The sequence below is a fragment of the Saccharopolyspora sp. genome, from assembly GCF_017434145.1.
In the GTDB taxonomy this organism is placed as follows: Bacteria; Actinomycetota; Actinomycetes; order Mycobacteriales; family Pseudonocardiaceae; genus Saccharopolyspora_C; species Saccharopolyspora_C galaxeae.
This window is the reverse complement of record NZ_JAFRFW010000761.1, coordinates 1-3,071: the sequence shown is the minus strand read 5'-3', so window position 1 is coordinate 3,071 and position 3,071 is coordinate 1. Positions and strand designations below refer to the sequence as shown.

Sequence of the window (3,071 nt, the reverse complement as noted above, 5' to 3'; positions counted from 1 at the left end):
TCCTGCGGCATGACGGTCTGCAAGCCCGCCAAGGCGAGAAATGCCAGCGCACAAATCACGACGCCCCAGGCGGGAAGCTGAACCAGGGCAAAGCAGGCCAGACCAAGGGTGCCGGTGACGCGAACAGGAGGCGCAAGGTTCATCGGCTCGCCCCCGTGGCGGTCAAGGACGTGTGGCCGGGTGGTGGAGTGAGTCGCCCCCTATCGACGTGGCGTTTGACGTAGACGCAGCGGAACCGGTAAGTGCGGTTGATTACCGCCCTACGAGTAATGCCCAAGTGCTCGGCGATATCCGCAGTGGTGTGACCGAGGGCGAGCATGACCAGGATCGGCCGGGTATTCGGCTTGGCCTGAGCGACCATCCACCGCACTGCGTCCCACGAGCTCACAGCCAATGTCGGGTCCGCTGGCAGGTGCGCCCAGGTTTCGCATGCCTCGGATTCGATGGCGCGCCGTTGCCGTGCCCATGCCTTGAAGACTTCGGGGTAGGTATACACGCAGGCGTTGACGAAGTAAGTCAGCAAGCCGCTGCCGAGGCTCCCATCAACGTTGGTGTCGTTGTCCTCCATGCGCGCTTTCCAGCGGTGCTTTTCCACGACGTTGCGAAGGAAGCGCAACGAAGCTGTCTCGATCATGGCCAGGGCCAGGTCGTCGCGCACGTCCTCGCTACGGTGGATCAGATCCCACTGGTCTGCGCTGTAGCGCATCCGCGGCAACTTCATTTCACGGAGCTTGTGGGCCAGTCCATCGGTATGCAGCTTGCGCTTGAGCGTCTTCCATGCATGGACATAGACGCGACCGAGCATCTCGCGGCACTCGACGGTCAACCGCTGCGAACCAGGCTCGGCATAGATCCCGTACGGACGCGTGCGCGCCTGTGTGACGAGCTCGATCTCGTCGAGGTGTGCTAATCGTGTCGCGCTACTTCGATCCTGCATAGGTACAAACCTCCCTGACATCGGCGACTCCGGGAAGCGAGCTTGTCTCGTTGTATCCGGCTCTGCCGACCCGTCGTATGCCGAGCACGGCAGGGCGGTCTCACCTTTTTCTGCCGTCGCCGTGCAGCCACTGGTGGGCGAGGTGATGGGGCAAGCTTGCATGGCCGCTTGATGACTTGCGCGGGTCCGGCCCCGTATCCACTACCGTCACGGCACGCCTCCCGACGTGTTTCGCTCCGCGGCCGCGCGGAGGGTGTGCCCCGCGCCTGCCTCGCTGTGCTTCCCGGCTGGGCGATCCCGGGCGAGCGCCGCCAGTGCCGACCGGTGATCCGGCTCGGTCGCCGCGATCACCGCCGTCCAGGCCATCGCGATCGCGCCGTCGAGCACCGCCCGGTCGCCCGATGCCGAGGCGCACGCTGCGGCGAACTCGGCCTGGTGATTCACCGCGTCGCCGCAATCCACCGCGATCATCGGATGGATCGCGGGCAGCCGCCGGGTCACGTTGCCCATGTCGGTGCTGCCGATGATCCGGCGCTGCGCCTCGGCGCGTCCGATGGGACGACGGCCGAGTTCGGTGACGGCCGCGCGGTAGGCCTCCGACAGCCGTTCGTCGGTGGCCAGTTCGGCGTACACCGGAGAGACCTGCGTGACCTCGTGGGTGCAGCCGGTCGCCGTGGCGCCCGCCTCGAAACACGCCCGGATGCGGTTCTCCAAGCGCTCCAAGGAGGCGGAACCGGCGGCACGCAGGTTGTACGTCGCCGCGGTGTGCGCGGGAACGATGTTCGGCGCGGCGCCGCCCGCGGTAACGATACCGTGCACCTGCTGCGCGGGTTCGAGGTGTTGCCGCAGCAGTCCGATGGCCACCTGCGCGACGGTCAGCGCGTCGCCCGCGTTGACGCCGAGTTCCGGTGCGGCGGCGGCGTGCGCTTCCCGGCCGGTGTAGCGCACTTCGAGGTCGTTGATGGCCAGCGAACGCGGTGCGCAGATGTCGTCAGGGCCCGGGTGCACCATCATCGCCATCCACAGGCCGTCGAATTCACCGCGCTCGAGCATCAGAACCTTGCCGCCGCCGGTCTCTTCGGCGGGAGTGCCGATGACGCGCACGGTGATCCCGAGTTCGTCGGCGACCTCGGCCAACGCGAGTGCCGCGCCGACGGCCGCTGCGGCGATCAGGTTGTGGCCGCAGGCATGGCCGATCTCGGGAAGCGCGTCGTACTCCGCGCAGATCCCGACGACGAACTCGCCGCTGCCGCGTTCGGCGGTGAACGCGGTGTCCAGCCCCGCGACCGGCGCCCGCACGGTGAAGTCGTGTTCGCTGAGCAGCCGGGTGAGTTCGGCCGCGCTGCGGTGTTCGGCGAACGCCGACTCCGGGTGCGCATGCAGGTCGCGGGCCAGCTCGATCAACTCGGTGCGATGTCGCAGGACGGCTTCGCGGCAGCGGTCGCGCGGCCCCGTCGCGGGCTCCGTTCGGCTGGGAATGCGGGCGGTGCTCATTTGCGCCCATCCTGCACGAGCGGCGCATGCCGGTCGCTGCGCGGGAGCCCGGAAACGTCGGCCGGTCAGCGGATTGCGCCGGGCGGCAGCGGGTGTTCAGCCGCGGAGTAGAAGTTCAGCTTTCAACTTCCGCGAAAGATATCGGGCGCGGAGCGAACTCGCGGAAAAGGAGGGTGTGGGCCGGCACCGGTCGGGGGGCTTCCCGGTGCCGGCCCACGCAACGGAGGGACGTCGTCCCAGTTCGCGAACCGTCCCTGCCGGGAGCACGAGACGCATCGAGCACGCCGCGCACTACCCGCGCGGTTGTGAAAATCCCACAGGTTAGCCCGCCAGGTCTAGTCCATAGCGAGAAATCTTCGGAAAGAATGCCGAAAACCGACCACGCTGCCGTTTTCGGCGAACCGCCCGCGGCGCTAGCTTTTCCACTTGAAGCCGAACATCGGCTTCTTGCGCCACCTGCGCGAGAGCAGCACGAGCGCGATCAGCACGACACCGCCGATGCCGCTCAGCAGCTGCTGCTGGTCCATCGGCTGCGGGTTGTCCCCGGTGAGGTCCGGCCCGGGAGGGGCCTGCGCGGGCAGTGCCGCCACCGGTTGCGGTGCGGCAGCCGCGACCTCATGCGCGGGGACGAGCCCGGCGG

Annotated in this window: 3 protein-coding genes; all 3 read right to left on the bottom strand. The window is 67.9% G+C overall.

Annotation, left to right across the window (positions count from 1 at the left end; genetic code table 11):
• Positions 1 to 139: 139 nt before the first annotated feature.
• The gene (locus tag IJH84_RS20690) at positions 140 to 937 is read right to left on the bottom strand and encodes a hypothetical protein (protein WP_295147862.1); all 798 of its coding nucleotides are present in this window, start codon (positions 935 to 937) and stop codon (positions 140 to 142) included.
• A gap of 207 nt (positions 938 to 1,144) precedes the next feature.
• Positions 1,145 to 2,431 carry an amidohydrolase gene (locus IJH84_RS20685; RefSeq protein WP_295147859.1) on the bottom strand — a complete coding sequence of 429 codons (1,287 nt, stop codon included), beginning with the start codon at positions 2,429 to 2,431 and terminating at the stop codon, positions 1,145 to 1,147.
• Between the two features lie 413 nt (positions 2,432 to 2,844).
• Positions 2,845 to 3,071, bottom strand: a 227-nt coding sequence (locus IJH84_RS20680) for a hypothetical protein (RefSeq protein ID WP_295147856.1), incomplete at its 5' end; no start/stop codon positions are given.

Coding starts and splice junctions, on each gene's coding strand:
- IJH84_RS20690 (WP_295147862.1), bottom strand. CDS start 937: ATGCAGGATCGAAGTAGCGCGACACGATTAGCACACCTCGACGAGATC.
- IJH84_RS20685 (WP_295147859.1), bottom strand. CDS start 2,431: ATGAGCACCGCCCGCATTCCCAGCCGAACGGAGCCCGCGACGGGGCCG.